Origin of the sequence: Oceanobacillus picturae, assembly GCF_000612865.1 — a bacterium.
In the GTDB taxonomy this organism is placed as follows: Bacteria; Bacillota; Bacilli; order Bacillales; family Amphibacillaceae; genus Oceanobacillus_B; species Oceanobacillus_B jordanicus.
In genome coordinates this window covers 231084-248801 of sequence record NZ_CCAX010000002.1, presented here as the reverse complement: position 1 = coordinate 248801, position 17718 = coordinate 231084, and the positions used below count along the sequence as shown (strand labels likewise).

Below are 17718 nucleotides of genomic sequence, written 5' to 3'. Positions count from 1 at the left end.
ATGTCCAACATAACTCTCGCACTAGCAAAGGGCAGAACCGCCGATAGCACGATTCATTTATTAAAGAAAATAGGTATTCAGTTTCAGGACTTTCATGAAGATACACGTAAGCTTGTTTTTCTAAGTGAGGATGCTTCGATAAAGTTAATTTTTGTTAAGGCCGTTGATGTCCCAACTTATGTTGAAAAAGGGGCGGCAGACATTGGCATCGCAGGAAAAGACAACATTCTAGAATCACAGGCAGATGTCTATGAATTACTAGATTTGAAAATAGGACAGTGTAAATTTGTTGTCGCTGGAAGAGCAGGTGACTTTCCCCCTTCCAAGCAACGCCTAACAGTGGCTTCAAAATATCCCAACATCACCGAACAACATTTTCAAAAAAAAGGATTGGATGTGGAGACTGTCAAGCTAAATGGATCTGTTGAGCTTGCTCCCCTAATCGGATTAGCTGACGTCATAGTAGACATTGTGGAAACAGGAAATACGTTAAAAGAAAATGGATTGGAAGTCTTTGAGGACGTTGAAAATATTAGCACAAGGCTGATTGTGAATAAAGCGAGCTTCGCCACAAAATCAAATGATATTCAGCTATTCATCAAGAGACTTACAGTAGGACTGGAGGAAGAATATGAGAATCATAACGGCTGACTCATACCTTGAAGAAGAACGTAACACAACTACCTTGGAACAAGATAATCAAAACCTTGATAAAACTGTACTAGAAATCATTCAAAAGGTGAGACAAACAGGAGACCAATCATTATACGATTATACCGAAGCATTTGATGGCGTAAAGCTTACAGAGTTGCTCGTATCAGAGGAGGAATTTACAGAGGCAGCAGAACTTGTTGATGGTAATTTTATAAATTCCTTGAGGCAAGCAAAACAAAACATTGAGGAATTCCATCAAAAGCAGCTCGAAAAGTCTTGGTTCTTTCATAAGTCATCAGGCATAACACTCGGCCAAATGATTACACCCATAGGTCGAGCTGGCATTTATATCCCTGGTGGAAAGGCTGCCTACCCTTCCTCTGTACTAATGAACGTGATTCCAGCAAAATTAGCTCAAGTAGAGGAAATCGCTATTGTGACACCACCACAGAAAGATGGAAAGGTAAATCCTTATGTGCTTACAGCAGCAAGGGAAGTGGGCGTAGATACTGTATACAAAATCGGTGGCGCTCAAGCAATAGCCGCATTAGCTTATGGTACAGAGACAGTTTCTAAGGTAGATAAAATCGTAGGACCTGGGAATGCTTTTGTCGCCAGGGCAAAGAAGTGGGTATTTGGTGATGTAGCCATTGACATGATTGCAGGACCAAGCGAAATATGTGTAGCAGCAGATGGTTCCGCCCCTACAGCATATATTGCCGCAGACCTGCTCTCACAGGCCGAGCATGATGAGCGTGCTCGTACCTTTTTCATTACAAACAGTACCACGTTAGCTGAAAAAGTTAGAAATGAGATGTACATCCAACTAGAAATGTTAGAAAGAAAAGACATTATAAAAGCTTCCTTACAAGATTTTGGACGTATTATTATCACAAAGAATGAACAAGAAACATTCGACCTTATCAACCAAATAGCACCTGAGCATTTAGAACTGATGATGGAGAATGCTTCTGACAAATTGCCATTTGTAAAAAATGCAGGAGCTATTTTCCTTGGCAATTATTCTCCAGAACCGCTTGGTGACTATTTTGCAGGACCCAATCATACCTTGCCAACGAGTGGAACGGCAGCCTTCTCCTCCCCTCTAGGTGTCTATGATTTTATGAAAAAATCAAGTATCATCCAGTACTCACAAGAGGCTTTACTAAAAGCATCTGAACCGATAATTCACTTAGCGGAAACAGAAGGGCTAACTGCTCATGCCAACGCAATTTATCAAAGAAGGGATGGGAAAAATGCGCAAAAGTAATGTTACACGAAAGACAGCCGAAACGGACATAACGTTAGACCTTTCAATCGACGGAGAAGGGAACTCCGCTATCCAGACAGGGATTGGCTTTTTTGACCATATGCTTATTCTATTAAGCAAGCACGGGCTATTTGATTTAGAGATTACATGTGATGGTGATTTGGAAGTGGACCAGCACCATTCTGTAGAGGACATTGGCATCGCGCTAGGTCAAGCCTTTCGAGAAGCACTTGGAAGCAAAGAAGGAATAACACGATATGCCACCGTTTCTAGCCCTATGGATGAAGCATTATCTAGCATATCTCTTGATATAAGTGGCCGGTCCTATCTGGTATTTCACGTAGAAGGATTAAAGGATAAGGTTGGAAGTTTTGATACAGAGTTAGTAGAAGAGTTCTTTCAAGCTTTTGCAAGCAATGCAAAAGTGACACTCCATATTAACCTGTTGTATGGAAAAAACTCTCACCATATCATTGAGTCTATTTTTAAAGGCGTAGGTCGGGCCCTCGATTTAGCAAGTCAACAAAATAGCAGGATAAAAGGTGTTCCATCGACAAAAGGGACTCTTTAGTAGATTACATGTAAAGAATGTGCACAACGCTATTTACAGAAGGAGCGAAAAGTAATGATCGCGATAATTGATTATGGTGCAGGCAATATAAAGAGTCTGCAATTCGCATTAAATAAAGTGGGCCTCTCCTCTGTCGTTACTACAGAATCTAACGTAGTCCAGGAAAGTAAAGCTATCATTCTCCCAGGAGTTGGTGCCTTTAATGACGCAATGGAAGCCATTAGAAGTCTAGGATTAGCAAAAATATTAAAGGAAGAGGCTGCAAACGGCAAGCCTTTACTCGGCATTTGTCTAGGCATGCAATTATTCTATGAAACGAGCTATGAAGACGGAAGGTGGGAAGGGCTTGGCCTACTCAAAGGTGCTGTGTCACGAATAACGGGAAATGTAAAAGTTCCTCATATTGGCTGGAACACATTAGACCAGCATGGGAACAACGCTATTTTGCGGAGTATTAACCCAGAAGCATACGCCTATTTTGTCCATTCCTATGCTGTCACGGATTATGAGAACCAATCTTTGGTCGCAAGTACCTTGTATGGAGGGACTATTCCTGCAGTCGTTCAGGATAAAAACATAACAGGGATGCAGTTCCACCCAGAAAAAAGTGGCGCGGTTGGTTTACAGCTATTAAAAAACTTCGGGGAGATGATCAGATGATATTATTTCCAGCTATAGATATCAAGGATGGAAAGTGTGTACGACTTACACAAGGAGATTATAATCAACAAAAAATATATAGTGATTCCCCATTAATTGTTGCCCGTCAATGGGAAAAGCAAGGGGCGGACTTTATCCATATCGTTGATTTAGATGGAGCGAAATCAGGTATATCTGCAAATCAATCGCTCATCGAAGAGATTGCTTCTATAAGTCCCATTCCTGTACAAGTCGGTGGCGGTATCCGCTCACTGGAAACAATAAAAAGGTATGTTGAAGCAGGTGTGGAAAGAGTAATTATCGGAACTGCAGCAATTTCAGATCGTCCCTTTCTCCAGAAGGCAGTAGAGCTGTACAAGGGTCGAATAGCAGTATCGCTTGATGCCCGTAACGGGTTTGTTGCAACAAATGGTTGGACCGAAACAAGCACCATTCGTGCCATTGACTTGGTTAAAGAGCTTGAAGAAATCGGCGTCGAAACCATTGTATACACTGACATTTTAAAAGATGGAATGCTTCAAGGTCCTAACCTGGAAGAACTTGAAGCCATGAATCAGGCAACAAACCTGAATGTAATTGCTTCAGGTGGAGTCACAACGAAAGAAGATATTCAACAGCTAATAAATCTGCAACTATATGGAGCTATAATCGGAAAGGCCTTGTATGACGGCACACTATCTTTTGAAGATATCGTAAAGGATGAGTCAAATGCTCGCTAAAAGGATAATCCCTTGTTTGGATGTAGATAAAGGACGGGTTGTAAAAGGGAAAAAGTTTCAAAACATACAGGATGTAGCTGATCCAGTCGAACTTGCACAACGATATAATCAAGCCGGCGCAGATGAACTCGTGTTTTATGATATAACCGCCTCCAATGAAGAACGAGACATCCTTGCTGACATCGTAGAAAAAGTAGCAGCGGAGATCGCGATCCCTTTTACGGTTGGTGGTGGGTTAAGGACAGTCGAAGATATTCACAAAATCCTTCGCTCAGGTGCCGATAAGGTTTCAGTTAATAGTTCAGCAGTAGTGAATCCACAACTTATTCAACAATCTGCCTTGAAATTCGGGTCTCAATGCATCGTACTATCCATTGATGCAAAGCAAACAGCAGATAATAAATGGATGGTGTTTACCAAAGGTGGCCGCAACAATATAGGCTTAGATGCAATCGAATGGGCAAAGCGCGGTGAAGAGCTAGGGGCTGGTGAAATTGTAATTAACGCTATTGATACAGATGGAGAGAAAAACGGCTATCAACTTGATCTAATTAAGCAACTTGCAGAAGCTGTGAATATCCCAATCGTCGCAAGTGGTGGTGCTGGCAAATTGGAGCATTTCTCTGATGTACTCCAAGAAGGATATGCAGACGCAGCCCTTGCCGCCTCTGTATTTCACTATAATGAGATCCCAATTCCAGAATTAAAACAGTATTTACAGACGAAAGCAATCAACGTTAGGAGTGAACAATCATGGAGGTAGAGATAGAAAAACTTTCCTTTGATAATAATGGCTTAATTCCTGCCATCGTACAAGATGCCGAAAATGCTAAAGTACTTACATTGGCCTATATGAATGAAGAGGCCGTTATGAAAACCATCCAAACTGGTGAGACGTGGTTTTACAGTAGGAAGCGCCAATCCCTTTGGAATAAAGGCGAAACCTCAGGGAACAAGCAAAAGATTAAGAAAATCAAATTTGATTGTGATGCAGATGCCTTATTGATCCACGTAACGCCGGTTGGACCTGCCTGTCATACTGGAGAGGAAACGTGTTTTCACAATACACTCTACGAAAAAGAAGAAGTTGCAAGTGAGATTATCCCAATGTTGACTAATAACATTAAGGAACGTCGGAATAATCCCGTAGAAGGGGCATATACAACCTATCTATTTAATGAGGGAATTGATAAGATATTAAAGAAAATAGGCGAAGAAGCCAGTGAAGTTATCATTGGGGCTAAAAACACGGATAAACAGGAGGTTACCTGGGAGATAGCAGATTTAACCTACCATACACTGGTATTAATGGAGCTGCTTGATGTTTCTGTATCAGATATAAAAAAAGAGCTAATGAAACGGCATATTAATAAGGCTGGCAACCAAAATGAGTAGGTTTTGGAGCAAAGCCACCCTCCGCTGTGAGCCCTATGTACCTGGAGAACAGTTAAATCAGCCAGGGATCATTAAACTGAATACAAATGAAAATCCCTATCCCCCTTCCCCTGCCGTGGTAAGGGCAATTGAACAGGAAGCTACAAACAGTCTCAACTTATATCCATCTCCTACTGCGGGTCAGTTGAAAAAGCGAATTGCAGACTTACATGGACTAAAGAAAGAACAAGTTTTTGTCGGCAATGGATCAGACGAAGTACTTGCTTTTTCCTTTATGGCCTTTTTTGACCAAGATAAAACAATCCGATTCCCGGATATTTCCTATAGCTTTTATCCTGTCTATGCACGTCTGTTTAATATTCCATTTGAGACTGTACCCTTACAAGCAGATTTTACTATACCTAAGGAAGCTTTTTTCCAATCGCAGGGTGGTGTCATTTTTCCGAACCCAAACGCACCGACGAGTATTTATCTGGAGTTGGGTTCTATTGAGGAAATTGCTGCACAAAATCCGAATCAAGTTGTTATTATTGATGAAGCGTACATCGATTTTGCCAGTGACTCTGCAGTGAGACTTGTTCAAGATTACGAGAATATCTTGGTCATTCAAACCATGTCTAAGTCAAAGTCGCTTGCCGGCCTTCGAGTGGGATATGCACTAGGAAATGAGGATTTGATTTCAGGTCTTACGCGTATTAAGGATTCTTTTAACTCTTATACCTTGGATCGACTTGCTATCGCGGGAGCGGAGGCGGCGTTTCAAGCGACCGATTATTATGCTGACATGACAGAGAAAGTTAAAACCACAAGAGAATGGACGATTAGTGCAATGAATCAACGTGGGTTTACCGTTCTGCCATCTCAGACAAACTTTATATTCACTACACATGAAACAATTCCTGCAGAAGAGCTCTACGAGAGGCTTAAGGTATCTGGCATCCTAATTCGGTATTTCAACAAGCCACGCATTGAAAATTACGTACGCATCACAATTGGAACGGATGAAGAGATGCAGCAGCTTTTCCATCAGTTAGACCAAATAATAATAGAGGCAACTTAGGAATGCCTAAACGGCGCTACAGGAAATGCTTCGCTAATTGACGAGTTCACACTACAAATGATGCAAAAATGCCGGATCATTACTAGCCTAAAGGCTTTGACGTAATGATTCGGCATTTCTTTTAATCAACTTTTATCTCGCTTCTTTTTTATAATGAATACTCCAACGTTCCTTTCATTATAAGAAAAGGGCTATCGTTATTTAGATTAAGGTTTCTACTTCTGCATCTTCTTTTAGTTCAGCTACTTTACTCTGTAGCTCAGTTGCAGTTTTTTGCTGTGTTATCTGATTTTTAATAGTCGGCTCTAAATCTTCCAGTTTACCAACTTCCTGATCGCCACTTTGTTCTTTCAACTTGTTGTAATACTCTTCGACTTCTTCATCTGTTACTTTAATATCTAACTCAGATTCCACGTATTTATTCGTAATCAAGTCATCAGCAAGTTGTCTTTTAAAGTCATCTTCGGACAACTGAAACTGATCAAGAACTGCTGTTAATTGCTCACCATTCTCTTCCTTAATCGTGTCAAATTCGGATTGCACTTCCTCATCCGTCACCTCTAAACCTAGCGTTTCTGCTTCTTGACGAATCAATTGCTGTTCGATTAGAACATTAACGGCTTGTTCTTTGACTACTTCCGTATCCGAAACATCTTGTCCACTTCCGGCCATTTGGGTTTTCAACATGCTATATACTGAATTATAGCTATCTCCCATTACCTCCGTACCATTAACAGAAACTACTGCTTTCTCTGGATCAAGTTTTTCTTCTTCTGTTATCTCCGTTGATTGCTGCGCCTGTTCATTTTCCCCTGCTGCACTTTCTTCCGTTTGTGCACTATCTTCTTGTTCATTATCTTTGGACTCTTTCGATGAATCATCATTACAAGCTGCCAATACTATAGCTAAAGTTAGTGCAAAACCTAACAAAATCAACTTCTTCATTAACAATTCCCTCATTTCATTATGTTGTTCCTTCATTCAAACATACTTTTCTACCACTTATCAAGTGCCAGGAAAGGCGATAACCCTTGAAAAAGCTATTTTGACAGGGTTTTCAAACCAACGTAACATTTCGGTAACAATCTGAACCGCCTTTCCCTTCATTCTGCCACATTTAGTAAAAGTTCTTAAGCCGTGCAAAAAGCTTGCAGAAAAACACACGGTTTCTCTACAAGCTTTTAATTAAAGTTTTATTCTAGGCTGGACTCGATTTGTTTTACCATTTCGGACACTGACACAAGTCCGCCTCCAGATAGATACCAGTAATCAGGGTCCAAATAAACGATATTATCATTCTCATATGCTTTGGTTCCTTTAACAAGATCATTCTCTACTAATTGCTTAGCAGCTGAATCTCCTCCAATTGCTGCGCCTCTGTCCACTACATACAATAGGTCTGGGTCTTGCTCCACAACGTATTCAAAAGAAACATTCTGACCATGTGTAGAGGCTTCAATACTCTCGTCTACTGCTGGCACACCAAACACGTCATGAATAATACCAAAACGAGAATTTTGCCCGTATGCACTGATCTTGTCATCATTAGCCAAAATAATGAGTGCCTTTTCATCTGCTGAAGAAGCCTTTTCATTTATTCCAGCAATGGACTCATCTATTGCTGCAAGTTCTTCTTCTACTTGTTCCTGTTTGTCAAAAAGTTCCCCAACCTTATTCATGTTATCTTTAAATGATTCCATGTAATTCGTTGTATCTACACCTAAATAGATTGTAGGAGCAATCTCTTCAAGCTGGTCATATACTGCTGCTTGACGACCTGAAATTAAAATTACATCTGGATTGATTTCGGAGATTTTCTCGAAATCTGGCTCTTTTAAGCTTCCGATATTTTCGTATTCCTCCCCATTGTACTTTTCAAGATAGGAAGGAATATTTCCTTGTGCAACACCAGCTACATCAACGTCTAGCTTATCAAGGGTATCTAGAATACCGAAGTCAAATACGACAACCTTCTCAGGATTCTTTACGACCTCAGTATCTCCATATTCATGGGAAATCGTGATCTTTTCAGAACTCGCTTCCTCCCCATTACTACCTTCACCACTAGCGTCATTTCCACAAGCTGCCATAACAAGCGCTAAAAGTCCCATTACAAACATAATCGTAAACTTCTTCATATTAAATTCTCCTCAATATTTGGTTTTTAATCCAGGCTTCATTCCCTGGCTTATAATTTGTAAGCATATATATTTACCATTTTCTCTGTTTCATATAAAATACAAGTACGTTGATTCCTTTATATCGGCATTGCATTCCCGTGCAGTTCGCCTTTATAAGGGTTTTTTTATCTTTTCTTTAAACAGTGCTGAAATCATTTAAAAATAGACACATATTCTGCGGTCATCAATATTTTTAATATCAATGTCCATATCATATATTTCTTTAAGTACACACTCATCAATCACATCACATGTGCGGCCTGTTTTTGCTATCTTTCCATCCTTTAATGCCACAATATTATCCGAGTAACAGGAAGCAAAATTGATATCGTGTATCACGATTACAATTGTCTTTCCCCATTCGTCTACAAGGCGACGCAAGGTTTTCATGATCTGTACAGAATGTCGCATATCCAAATTATTTAGTGGTTCATCAAGCAGAATATATTCTGTATCCTGTGCAATTACCATGGCAATATGGGCACGTTGCCTTTGGCCACCACTAAGTTCATCTAGGAACTTATGCTGCATTTCCCGCAACTCCATGTAATCAATCGCTTCTTCCACCTTTATCCAATCTTCCTTCGTAAGCTTTCCTTGCGAATATGGAAAGCGCCCAAAGGAAACGAGTTCTCTCACTGTTAATTTTAAATTGATGCCATTTGACTGTTTTAAAATTGAGATCTTTTTGGCCAGCTCATTGTTTTTGGATTTGAGTATGTCTTTCCCATCAATGGTGATATCCCCATTATCTCTTGTAATCAAGCGACTGATCATGGAAATAAGCGTACTCTTTCCAGCACCATTTGGGCCGATAAAGGAAGTTATTTTTCCTTTTTCGATATGTAAAGAGACATCTTCGATTACTTTTTTTTCGTTATATGACTTGAAGACATTTTTAATAGTTACCATGATTTATTCTCCTTTAACAAAAGATAGATGAAGTAAATTCCACCAATAAAGTTGATAATGACACTTACAGTCGTCTCAAACACAAATACTTTTTCTACAAGGAACTGCCCACCAAGAAGTGCAATAATACTGATTAACATAGAGCCGATAATAATGTAAAAGTGTCGATATGTTTTTAAGAATTCATATGCGACATTGACAACAAGTAGGCCTAGGAACATAATTGGTCCAATAAGCGCTGTTGCAACAGAAATAAGTATCGCAACAATGATTAACAGCCGCTTTACTACATAGTTGTAAGGTACCCCAAGATTAATAGCGTCATCCTTACCAAGTGCCAGTACATCTAGATACTTATAAAGCCTGGCAAAATAGAGTGCGACCAACACCAGAATGACAATTGATAAATAAACGAGGTCTGTATTTACGTTATTAATACTGGCAAACATCCTGTCCTGTACTAACGAAAATTCATTTGGGTCAATAAGTACCTGCATGAAGGATGTTAAACTACCAAAGAAGGTTCCTAGAATCATCCCGATTAGCAATAAAAAGTAAATATTGCTCCCCTCACTCTTAAATAACCATTGATATAGAATAAGGGAAAATATTACCATCATCCCAATTGAAACGAGGTAGTTAACCTCACCACTCAACATCACAAGTGATCTCGAACCAAGCACAAAAATAATAATGGTTTGAATCAACATATACAGAGAGTCAAGCCCCAGCACACTAGGTGTTAGAATACGATTATTGGTAACAGTCATAAAAAGGGTGGTCGCGAACGCAATAGCCCCGCCTGTCATAATGATCGTAACTACTTTAATGATTCTTCTAGGTAAAATATAGCCTATATTTCCAGTCAGATTGTAAAAAATATACAAACATGCAAGAGCCAATGCGATAACAGCAAGTATGATTGTTTTCTTTTTATAGCCCATATTTTCTTCTCCTTAGCAGCATGTAAATAAAGATCGCACTGCCAATAACACCAACTGTTAGGCTAATTGGTATTTCATACGGATAGATAATGATTCTGCCAATAATGTCACACATTAAAACAAATATCGCCCCAAGCAATGCTGTATGTATTAAACTTTTCTTCAGATGATCGCCCTGATAAATGGTAACAATATTCGGAACAATCAACCCAAGAAATGGAATAAGTCCAACTGACAATACAACAGAAGCCGTTACAAGAGCTACAATTACTAGCCCCAAATTTACAACCTGACGATAGTTAAGGCCAAGATTACGAGAGAAGTCTTCTCCCATTCCAGCAATGGTAAACTTATTCGCATATAAGAAAGCCATTATCAAGATAGGGATACTAATAAACATCAGTTCATAATTCCCTGACATTATCATCGAAAAGTCACCCTGCATCCAACTGGACATGTTCTGAATAAGATCATGACGGTAGGCGAAAAACGTTGACGCGGAACTGATAATATTCCCAAACATAAGACCTACTAAAGGTATGAAAATCGTATCCTTGAACTTGATTTTCTCCAATATTTTCATAAATATAAACGTGCCCAAGAGTGCAAAAACAAAGGATACTAGCATTTTTTGTAACGGGCTTGCTGATGCAAATACCATCATCGATACAAGTACGCCTAGCCTTGCAGAATCCAACGTACCCGCTGTTGTTGGGGAAACAAATTTATTTCTGCTGAGTTGTTGCATGATTAACCCGCATATACTCATGCTCATTCCGGCAATGAGAATACTAATTAATCTTGGTAGTCGACTGACTAACAGTATGTTAGCCTGCTCTGATGTTAAATGGAATAAGTCCAATGGTGTTACATTCGATACTCCGATAAATACAGAGGTTATGGAGAGCACACCAAGGATCAGGATGTAATAACGTATTTTCATAATGACCTTCTCTTTCTATGTCTAATGCCGTATTGATTGTTTCCCTATCAACAATCAATAATGATATTCATTATCAATTAGCCTGTTTTTTATTATAACAGATTATGAGACCCCGTCAATATTTTGTGAGAGGTTTTCCATATTTCTGTCTTTTTTCCTAGTTAATTCTTCTTGGATATATTACTTGCATTCGCCCCACCTTCTAGCGGATGTTACGTTTTTCTTATACTTGGCACTTCAAAATTCTAGCTACATCGTCTCTTCGAACGTACAAAAAAAGTCTATGGAGATTCTCCATAGACTTTCCTATTTGTTATTCCGTTTCACACCCCTCATCCGTACAGTACGTCGTTTTGGACTGTTTGGGATTTAATGATGTTAGTACCGGCTTCTCTTTTTCTTCTTGCCAAACTGTTTCAAGGACTTCTGTAAAGACCTCAGGTGGCTGAGCACCAGAAACAGCATACTTCTCATTAAATACGAAGAAAGGAACGCCTTCCACGCCTATTTGACGAGCTTGTTCTTCATCTGCCCGGACATGAATGGCATAATCATCTACTTTTAGTAAAGTCGTTACCTCATCTTCATCAAGCCCAATTTCTGATGCTAGGTCAATTAACGTCGTGTGATCGCTGATTAACATAGATTCTGTGAAATAGGCATATAGTAGTCGTTCCGTCATTTCTTTACCCTTGCCTTGTTCTGCTGCATATTTAGCAACACGATGTGCATCGAACGTATTTGTATGCTTCATTTCATCAAAGTTATATTGTAGTCCTAATTCCTTTGCTTGTTTCCCCATATCTTCATTCATTTGCTTCGCTCTTTCTACCGGCATATTATACTTTCCGGCAAGTAGCTCATGAATCGTTTTATCTGGGTTTACTTCTGCATTGGGATCAAGCTCATAGCTCTTGTATATTACACTTACTTCTTCTTTATGAGGAAATGCTTCTAGTGCTTTTTCAAATCTACGTTTACCTATATAACAAAATGGACATACAAAGTCTGACCAAATTTCTATTTGCATTTATTCCACCTCATTTCTGTAAATATTGTAGCATAGCTTCCTGTTTCAAATGAAGTATTGTGCTTGTTTTACAGAAGGTCAGAATGTCTTGAAGTAAGGCTATCTAATGAAGCCTTCCTTTGTCTATATATTTACCAAAATCAGGAACAGCTACTTTTTCAAATTCACGTACAAGTCTTTCCATCCCTTTTGTAAGTTTATCACCTTCCATAGCCGAACCATGCCCGGAAATCATAACGCTTGGCTTTAGGTCTGCCAAGATACGCGCCGACTCCCATGCTGCCTGCCAATCTGTCGTCAAATACCTGGGTGGACCATTTACCTCTGACTGTTGCAGGAGAACCTTATGAAGAGAATCTTGCCTTACTGTAATCACTGCATCCCCAGAAAATAATAGCCCATCACTTTCCCGGTAAAAGGATACATGGCCAGGGGAATGGCCCGGTGTATGAAGCCATTTCCAGTCATCTAGAAAAGGCACCCGCTGATTTGAGGGTAAAGGCTGTACAGATGAACCTAAATCAATCCCCTCATGTGGGTACAGGAAGGACATTTTTGCGAGCATTCCACCTTCCACGTTTGTATCCGGTTCAGGGTAATCTTTTTCACCTTGAAGATATGGGAGTTCTAGCTCATGGGCATAAACAGGGACATCCCATTCCTGTATAAGGTCATACAAGCCGCCTACATGATCAAAATGAGCGTGCGTCAAGATTATTGCTGCAGGCTTACTATTCCGTCCAAATCTGTCTACCACCACTGATTTAATTTCCGGCGCTGCATTAGGTAAGCCAGCATCGACTAACACCCACTTATCACTACTCGGATGCCCAATAAACCCAATATTAACTATTTGATCTGTATAATAATATACATCTTCTTTTACCTGGATACCCCCACCACTTGTAATGGAAGTCATAGGGATAAATTTATGGTGTTCTTTTGGTCTTTCATTCTGCTCCACGATATTCCTCCTTCGCCATTTCCCTTAGTATTTGAAAAGGAGTAAAAAAATAATCACTTCCTAAGGGAAGTGATTACGACTCATTTGTATAGTCTTGTTTTTCTTGTACGTCTCCATTCTCTTTATGAATGGTTAAAGATGTTCCTTTATTGTTAGCGATTTCACGCCCACGCTTAATGGCATCCTCTTTGTTATCGAATACATCGCTTGGTTTTTTCGCGTTACTTGATGAAACAGCCCATCCATCTTCGTGGGACAAAACATGTTCACCCTCTTCTAAACGTTCCGGGTTATTATCATATCGCTTTCCCTCTTCAGAGCGTTTCGTTGGATTACCACTATCTTCATACTCTTCAACTTCTTTTTTACTTGCGTTATCTCGCCACTCTTTTGCCTGCTCGATGGCTATTGGAATAGCTCTTCCTTCCTCATATCCTTCGTCAAGCATAGAGTTGGCAATATCTATTGCCTTTTTCTTGGTTATATCTGGCAGGTTTTTCATTGATGACGGGTAATCATTCATAGTCCAGGGCATCTATTTTTCCTCCTAGTTGCTTTTTAAGTATCATACCCTTTCCCTAACGCATCCAAAACCTATCATTCAAAAGCATACTGAAATCTAGCTGGTGCTTCATTTGTTGTAAAGTAATCATCAAGTTCAATTCTATCCCCAGGCTTTAAAGAAATTCCTTCATACGTCTCCTCTTTCAACAGCGAGCCCTCTCCGTCATAAATAACAATTGTTACGTTACCGGAAAACTCCTCTAAATCATCGTAGTTCCCGCCATAAATTTTGACTTCAAAATCGCCGTCTTCATCCTCAAATGAACCGACATATGCCACTAAATGATCATTTTCGACTTTTCCTTTATTTGTTTGATAAACCTCATCAAGCCCCGCAACCATTTCTTCTTCGATATGCTTTGCATCCATAGTGAAAAGAGCTATTGGAACAGTAACAATGATATAAATGGCTACTAGCCACTTTAGAGTAGAAGAGATGATGGTTTTTTTCGAGTATCCTCCGATAATTAAACCAAACAGTACGATGCCAGTCAAAAAAACTATAATTAAATGCCATTTTGATAAAAACATTTCTGGATATAATGCCATTGTTTCCCCCACTATTATCTCTTTTTTGCTATAATTACTAATTGTAGCAGAAATTCATTAGATATCTAGCTAATATTTAAACATTAGATGGAGTGGTGCTTACATGTATAACGAATCATACTTACATGAACATAAACAAAGACAGATGGAACCTTTTTGGTGGGTGACGGCATTCCTATTTAGCACGCTCGGTCTCTTGATAGGGTTAACATTTATTGCCTTAGGCCCTGTATTATTCGTTGTTTACATGAATACCTGGCTATTACTATTTATAATTCTTATTCCATTAGGTATTTGGATATGTATTGCACTCACGCGCGTCTTAAAGAGAATGATTTGGCGAAACCGCCATCTTTCCTCATACCGTTTGGGGAAAAACCAAATTACATACCATACCTGGAACGAAGACAATAGAACAGACAGCGAAGGCATCATTAACTTTAACCATATCCAATATGTAGTGGTGTCCATTTATTTACTAAAGGAAAACCATGCTTATACAAAGTCTCGCATCGCGGAGCAAGTACCACGTATGGCTCTTGCCCCTGTTCTATACATTGTCTATGAGAAAAACGGCCAGCAACAAATTTTGACTGTGCCGTTTTATATGGGAACGGCTATTAATACATGGCTACAAGGATTGAAGGAAAATCAGATTCCTCTCCTTTATTCCAGCCTAAATCTGTACGACATGGAAGATGAGGAAAGATTTCAAACGATTGTAAAGAGGGAGAAGCAATTACCTTTTACTTTTGAAGGCGACTGGATGAAGCAAGCTGATTCTTTAAACAAAGAATGGTTCTCTCAAATGGAAGACACCACCTTACCAGAGGAAGACAATTCTGACGAAGAATATCAGGAAATGACACGTAAAGAGCAAGAAACCAAAAAGTTTCACTTTAGGGCTTGGCTTCGAGCAGCAACCTTTGTGTACCCCTTACTAATTATCGGCAGTTATATCTCTATCTATTTGGGGGAGTCTCACATTATTTCGGATGATGGTGTGCTTCCAGGCCTTATATTGTTGATCATCTCCGCCTACTTATACTTTCACTTTCAAAGAGAATATCTTAGAAAGTCCCTTATGCCAAAGTTCTGGGTAGAGAGTTTCATTATTTGCCTTATACATTCTATGTTCGCAGAAAAATACGGTACTATTGCAGAGGAAATAACCACGGGGATTCTCGGCGCCTCTATAATTATCATTGCTATCGTATGGATTCCATATCTTTTTGTTGCTAGGTTAAGAAAAGCCTAGATCAGATCTACCTATCTCCCGTCATCAACAATGATGATGGGCTTTTTGTTTGTTTGGAGATCTTCTTTGTTTTGTACATATCACCTCGATGTCGAACTTTCATCTCTTATATCTTTCACTTTTTGCTTGTCATCCCCACACAGCCAAACAATTAGCTCCTATGGCTCTCATCGAGAAGCTATTAAATAGAAAAACAGCTGAGGATTATTCCCCAGCTGTCTTATTTAGTAATGATTTCCCCATCACCATGACGCGATCGGTGTTTTTTAATTCATTTAAAGATTTTGTTCCGATACCAAACATCGTCATTTTTAACTCTAGTTCAATTTGATCCATCGTTCGGATAACAGATTCTACAGACTCGGTAGCTGCCTGTAATAGCTGTCTGGCAAAGCCGATTACATCTGCGCCCAACGTAATAGCTTTCGCTGCATCGACTCCTGTCTTCATTCCGCCGCTTGCCACGACAGGGACTGCTACATTACTACTTTTAACAGATACAATACAATCTTTTGTAGGTAATCCCCAATTATTAAATGCTTCTGCAGCTGCTTTCTTTAATGGATCTTCTGAGCGTAGTTTTTCCACTTGGCTCCAGGATGTCCCACCGGCTCCTGCTACATCAATAAAGGAAATTCCAGCATTATAAAGTTTTTCTGCCACTGTTCCATCAATGCCGAAGCCAACTTCCTTGGCACCAACCGGTACAGGGAGCTGCTTGCAAACAGCCTCGATCTTAGGTAGGAGGTTTTCGAAATTCAAATCACCGCCATCTTGAACCGCTTCCTGTAAACTGTTCAAATGTAACACCAAGGAATCAGCTTCGGTTAGCTCTACAATCCGCTCTGCTTCATCTGCTCCATAGCCATAATTCAATTGAACCGCACCTAGATTTGCAATAAGTGGTACAGTAGGCGCCTGCTTCCTAATTAAGAATGACTCTTTATGTGCATCACTCTCAAGTAGCGCTCTTGTCGAGCCTAACGCTACCGCCCAGCCCTTCTCTTCTGCAGCAATAGCAAGATTCTGATTGATTTTTGCAGCCAGCTCACTCCCACCTGTCATGGAACTCACCAAGAATGGCGCCTTAAGGGCTTTATTTAAAAAGGAAGTCTGCAAGTCTATATCTGCAAAGTTTATTTCAGGAAGAGCATTATGTATAAAGGATATTCCTTCTAGCCCTGTTGATTTATTAACCCCTTCCACATTGTCATCCAAACAAAGACGGATGTGTTCTGTTTTTCTTCTATTTATACCTTCTTCCACTATGTATGGCCTCCTTAACTAGAACTACACCAATAATTTCTATTATAGAACCAGTTTACTTGTTTCTATTCCGAAATGAAAGAGAAGACCTACTGGCTGATTTATTATTGCACTGTTTGGGAACAAACCTATACAATAGCGATAAGCGAATTAGACGGCATAGTAACCTATGTATTAAGGAGGCGACGATATTGAGGGAAAGAGCAAAAAAATTTGCCGAAATGGCACACAAGGGACAAACAAGAAAAAACTCTAATGCACCGTATGTAACACACCCGATTAGAGTAGCAGAACGATTAGAGAAAGCAGGATGCAGTGAGGAGCTTATTTGCGCTGCATATTTGCATGACGTTGTGGAAGATACACCATACGAGATACAGGACATGGAGAATCACTTTGGGAGCAAAGTAGCCGAACTTGTTGCAGCCCATACGGAAGATAAATCAAAATCTTGGGAGGAAAGAAAACAGCATACAATCGATACTATTCGAAACGGATCAAAGGAAGTAAAATATTTGATTGTGGCTGATAAATTAGATAACTTACTAGGACAAGAACAAGATATTAAACATTTAGGACCAGAAGTTGCGTGGAGAAATTTCAACGCTGGCGTAGACAGACAAAAATGGTACAACGAGTCCATTTGTGAAGCAATGTATGTGGGCTTGGACGAAAAAGATATTCCAACTTACTTTAAGGAATATGAAGATTTGGTCAAACGTGTCTTTCATTTTTCATGAGATAAACAAACCCTCTTACAGTGCTGCAACTGTAAGAGG

20 protein-coding genes are annotated in these 17718 nt (G+C 39.6%); 10 read left to right on the top strand and 10 right to left on the bottom strand.

Annotation, left to right across the window (positions count from 1 at the left end; translation table 11 throughout):
* The 8 genes from hisG to hisC are packed head-to-tail and all read left to right on the top strand — an operon-like array spanning window position 1 to window position 6329.
* Entirely contained in the window at window positions 1–651 is a 651-nt protein-coding gene (gene hisG, locus BN988_RS12295; protein WP_036577093.1) for an ATP phosphoribosyltransferase, read from the top strand.
* Entirely contained in the window at window positions 632–1924 is a 1293-nt protein-coding gene (hisD, locus tag BN988_RS12290; RefSeq protein ID WP_036577092.1) for a histidinol dehydrogenase, read from the top strand. The genes hisG and hisD overlap by 20 nt, the downstream gene beginning before the upstream one ends.
* Window positions 1911–2495, top strand: a complete 585-nt coding sequence (hisB, locus tag BN988_RS12285) for an imidazoleglycerol-phosphate dehydratase HisB (protein ID WP_036577509.1) — start codon at window positions 1911–1913, stop codon at window positions 2493–2495. The genes hisD and hisB overlap by 14 nt, the downstream gene beginning before the upstream one ends.
* Window positions 2496–2549: 54 nt before the next feature.
* Window positions 2550–3155, top strand: coding sequence for an imidazole glycerol phosphate synthase subunit HisH (hisH, locus tag BN988_RS12280; RefSeq protein WP_036577091.1), 606 nt, complete (start codon window positions 2550–2552; stop codon window positions 3153–3155).
* The gene (hisA, locus tag BN988_RS12275; protein WP_036577090.1) at window positions 3152–3874 is read left to right on the top strand and encodes a 1-(5-phosphoribosyl)-5-[(5-phosphoribosylamino)methylideneamino]imidazole-4-carboxamide isomerase; all 723 of its coding nucleotides are present in this window, start codon (window positions 3152–3154) and stop codon (window positions 3872–3874) included. Before hisH ends, hisA begins: the two co-directional genes overlap by 4 nt.
* Window positions 3864–4637, top strand: a complete 774-nt coding sequence (hisF, locus tag BN988_RS12270) for an imidazole glycerol phosphate synthase subunit HisF (RefSeq protein WP_036577089.1) — start codon at window positions 3864–3866, stop codon at window positions 4635–4637. Before hisA ends, hisF begins: the two co-directional genes overlap by 11 nt.
* Window positions 4628–5269, top strand: a complete 642-nt coding sequence (gene hisIE, locus BN988_RS12265) for a bifunctional phosphoribosyl-AMP cyclohydrolase/phosphoribosyl-ATP diphosphatase HisIE (protein WP_036577088.1) — start codon at window positions 4628–4630, stop codon at window positions 5267–5269. Before hisF ends, hisIE begins: the two co-directional genes overlap by 10 nt.
* Window positions 5262–6329 carry a histidinol-phosphate transaminase gene (hisC, locus tag BN988_RS12260; RefSeq protein WP_036577087.1) on the top strand — a complete coding sequence of 356 codons (1068 nt, stop codon included), beginning with the start codon at window positions 5262–5264 and terminating at the stop codon, window positions 6327–6329. The genes hisIE and hisC overlap by 8 nt, the downstream gene beginning before the upstream one ends.
* A gap of 201 nt (window positions 6330–6530) precedes the next feature.
* On the opposite strand, the gene BN988_RS12255 is transcribed toward hisC, so the two are convergent.
* From BN988_RS12255 to BN988_RS12215, 9 genes are all read right to left on the bottom strand, one after another.
* Entirely contained in the window at window positions 6531–7274 is a 744-nt protein-coding gene (locus BN988_RS12255) for a SurA N-terminal domain-containing protein (protein ID WP_036577086.1), read from the bottom strand.
* Between the two features lie 248 nt (window positions 7275–7522).
* Entirely contained in the window at window positions 7523–8467 is a 945-nt protein-coding gene (locus BN988_RS12250) for a siderophore ABC transporter substrate-binding protein (protein WP_036577085.1), read from the bottom strand.
* A gap of 198 nt (window positions 8468–8665) precedes the next feature.
* A complete protein-coding gene (locus BN988_RS12245; RefSeq protein WP_036577084.1) occupies window positions 8666–9421 on the bottom strand; it encodes an iron ABC transporter ATP-binding protein in 756 nt (251 codons plus the stop codon).
* Complete coding sequence (locus BN988_RS12240) at window positions 9415–10365, bottom strand: iron chelate uptake ABC transporter family permease subunit (protein ID WP_036577083.1); 951 nt, start codon at window positions 10363–10365, stop codon at window positions 9415–9417. The genes BN988_RS12245 and BN988_RS12240 overlap by 7 nt, the downstream gene beginning before the upstream one ends.
* On the bottom strand, window positions 10355–11308 hold the full coding sequence (locus BN988_RS12235; RefSeq protein ID WP_036577082.1) for an ABC transporter permease: 954 nt from the start codon (window positions 11306–11308) through the stop codon (window positions 10355–10357). Before BN988_RS12235 ends, BN988_RS12240 begins: the two co-directional genes overlap by 11 nt.
* Before the next feature lie 313 nt (window positions 11309–11621).
* Window positions 11622–12338, bottom strand: coding sequence for a DsbA family oxidoreductase (locus BN988_RS12230; RefSeq protein ID WP_036577081.1), 717 nt, complete (start codon window positions 12336–12338; stop codon window positions 11622–11624).
* A 103-nt stretch (window positions 12339–12441) separates the two neighbouring features.
* Entirely contained in the window at window positions 12442–13257 is an 816-nt protein-coding gene (locus tag BN988_RS12225; protein ID WP_051557991.1) for an MBL fold metallo-hydrolase, read from the bottom strand.
* A 118-nt stretch (window positions 13258–13375) separates the two neighbouring features.
* Window positions 13376–13837 carry a DUF2188 domain-containing protein gene (locus BN988_RS12220; RefSeq protein ID WP_036577079.1) on the bottom strand — a complete coding sequence of 154 codons (462 nt, stop codon included), beginning with the start codon at window positions 13835–13837 and terminating at the stop codon, window positions 13376–13378.
* Between the two features lie 62 nt (window positions 13838–13899).
* The gene (locus tag BN988_RS12215) at window positions 13900–14415 is read right to left on the bottom strand and encodes a hypothetical protein (RefSeq protein ID WP_036577078.1); all 516 of its coding nucleotides are present in this window, start codon (window positions 14413–14415) and stop codon (window positions 13900–13902) included.
* Window positions 14416–14518: 103 nt separating this feature from the next.
* On the opposite strand from BN988_RS12215, the gene BN988_RS12210 reads away from it, so the two are divergent.
* Window positions 14519–15673 carry a hypothetical protein gene (locus BN988_RS12210; protein WP_036577077.1) on the top strand — a complete coding sequence of 385 codons (1155 nt, stop codon included), beginning with the start codon at window positions 14519–14521 and terminating at the stop codon, window positions 15671–15673.
* Between the two features lie 204 nt (window positions 15674–15877).
* Here the strand turns inward: BN988_RS12210 and fni are convergent, their stop codons facing one another.
* Window positions 15878–16939 carry a type 2 isopentenyl-diphosphate Delta-isomerase gene (gene fni / locus BN988_RS12205; protein ID WP_036577076.1) on the bottom strand — a complete coding sequence of 354 codons (1062 nt, stop codon included), beginning with the start codon at window positions 16937–16939 and terminating at the stop codon, window positions 15878–15880.
* 191 nt (window positions 16940–17130) lie between these two features.
* On the opposite strand from fni, the gene BN988_RS12200 reads away from it, so the two are divergent.
* On the top strand, window positions 17131–17679 hold the full coding sequence (locus BN988_RS12200; RefSeq protein WP_036577075.1) for an HD domain-containing protein: 549 nt from the start codon (window positions 17131–17133) through the stop codon (window positions 17677–17679).
* The last annotated feature ends 39 nt before the right edge of the window (window positions 17680–17718 follow it).

Excerpts from the sequence above, each read along its gene's own strand:
- hisG (WP_036577093.1), top strand. The coding sequence starts at position 1 with ATGTCCAACATAACTCTCGCACTAGCAAAGGGCAGAACCGCCGATAGC.
- hisD (WP_036577092.1), top strand. The coding sequence starts at position 632 with ATGAGAATCATAACGGCTGACTCATACCTTGAAGAAGAACGTAACACA.
- hisB (WP_036577509.1), top strand. The coding sequence starts at position 1,911 with ATGCGCAAAAGTAATGTTACACGAAAGACAGCCGAAACGGACATAACG.
- hisH (WP_036577091.1), top strand. The coding sequence starts at position 2,550 with ATGATCGCGATAATTGATTATGGTGCAGGCAATATAAAGAGTCTGCAA.
- hisA (WP_036577090.1), top strand. The coding sequence starts at position 3,152 with ATGATATTATTTCCAGCTATAGATATCAAGGATGGAAAGTGTGTACGA.
- hisF (WP_036577089.1), top strand. The coding sequence starts at position 3,864 with ATGCTCGCTAAAAGGATAATCCCTTGTTTGGATGTAGATAAAGGACGG.
- hisIE (WP_036577088.1), top strand. The coding sequence starts at position 4,628 with ATGGAGGTAGAGATAGAAAAACTTTCCTTTGATAATAATGGCTTAATT.
- hisC (WP_036577087.1), top strand. The coding sequence starts at position 5,262 with ATGAGTAGGTTTTGGAGCAAAGCCACCCTCCGCTGTGAGCCCTATGTA.
- BN988_RS12255 (WP_036577086.1), bottom strand. The coding sequence starts at position 7,274 with ATGAAGAAGTTGATTTTGTTAGGTTTTGCACTAACTTTAGCTATAGTA.
- BN988_RS12250 (WP_036577085.1), bottom strand. The coding sequence starts at position 8,467 with ATGAAGAAGTTTACGATTATGTTTGTAATGGGACTTTTAGCGCTTGTT.
- BN988_RS12245 (WP_036577084.1), bottom strand. The coding sequence starts at position 9,421 with ATGGTAACTATTAAAAATGTCTTCAAGTCATATAACGAAAAAAAAGTA.
- BN988_RS12240 (WP_036577083.1), bottom strand. The coding sequence starts at position 10,365 with ATGGGCTATAAAAAGAAAACAATCATACTTGCTGTTATCGCATTGGCT.
- BN988_RS12235 (WP_036577082.1), bottom strand. The coding sequence starts at position 11,308 with ATGAAAATACGTTATTACATCCTGATCCTTGGTGTGCTCTCCATAACC.
- BN988_RS12230 (WP_036577081.1), bottom strand. The coding sequence starts at position 12,338 with ATGCAAATAGAAATTTGGTCAGACTTTGTATGTCCATTTTGTTATATA.
- BN988_RS12225 (WP_051557991.1), bottom strand. The coding sequence starts at position 13,257 with ATGACTTCCATTACAAGTGGTGGGGGTATCCAGGTAAAAGAAGATGTA.
- BN988_RS12220 (WP_036577079.1), bottom strand. The coding sequence starts at position 13,837 with ATGCCCTGGACTATGAATGATTACCCGTCATCAATGAAAAACCTGCCA.
- BN988_RS12215 (WP_036577078.1), bottom strand. The coding sequence starts at position 14,415 with ATGGCATTATATCCAGAAATGTTTTTATCAAAATGGCATTTAATTATA.
- BN988_RS12210 (WP_036577077.1), top strand. The coding sequence starts at position 14,519 with ATGTATAACGAATCATACTTACATGAACATAAACAAAGACAGATGGAA.